Origin of the sequence: Mangrovimonas futianensis (genome assembly GCF_021245805.1) — a bacterium.
GTDB lineage: Bacteria > Bacteroidota > Bacteroidia > Flavobacteriales > Flavobacteriaceae > Mangrovimonas > Mangrovimonas futianensis.
The window spans coordinates 1-310 of the sequence record NZ_JAJJNF010000048.1 but is presented as its reverse complement, the minus strand read 5'-3'; the positions used below and the strand labels follow the sequence as shown (position 1 = coordinate 310).

Annotated in this window: 1 protein-coding gene; it reads left to right on the top strand. The window is 57.7% G+C overall.

Features of this window, described 5'->3' with window-relative positions; all coding sequences use genetic code 11:
* The coding region (locus LOK78_RS16935) for a cytochrome c oxidase VIIc family protein (protein WP_232635677.1) at positions 1 to 257 on the top strand (257 nt) is incomplete at its 5' end.
* Positions 258 to 310: the final 53 nt, after the last annotated feature.

Sequence of the window (310 nt, the reverse complement as noted above, 5' to 3'; positions counted from 1 at the left end):
CCTGCATTCGCCACCACCTCGTACCATACCATTATAACATGTCTCTTATCGTTCGTGCACCTCTGCGCCAGCTCGCTGTCCGCCGCTTCGCTGCGGTGCCCTCCCGCGGCATGCACGGAGAGTACAAGCACATCCCGTTCGACTACAAGAACAGGGCTGCCTTCGCTACTAAGCTCACTGCGTACCTCGCGACGGGCTTCGCTATCCCCTTCATCGCCGCTTTCTACCAGCTGAGCAAGAGCTCTGGCTCGTCATAACCTCTCAGCGACGCGTTGTCGTACCTGGATTCTGTATTTCTACCTGCGCACAC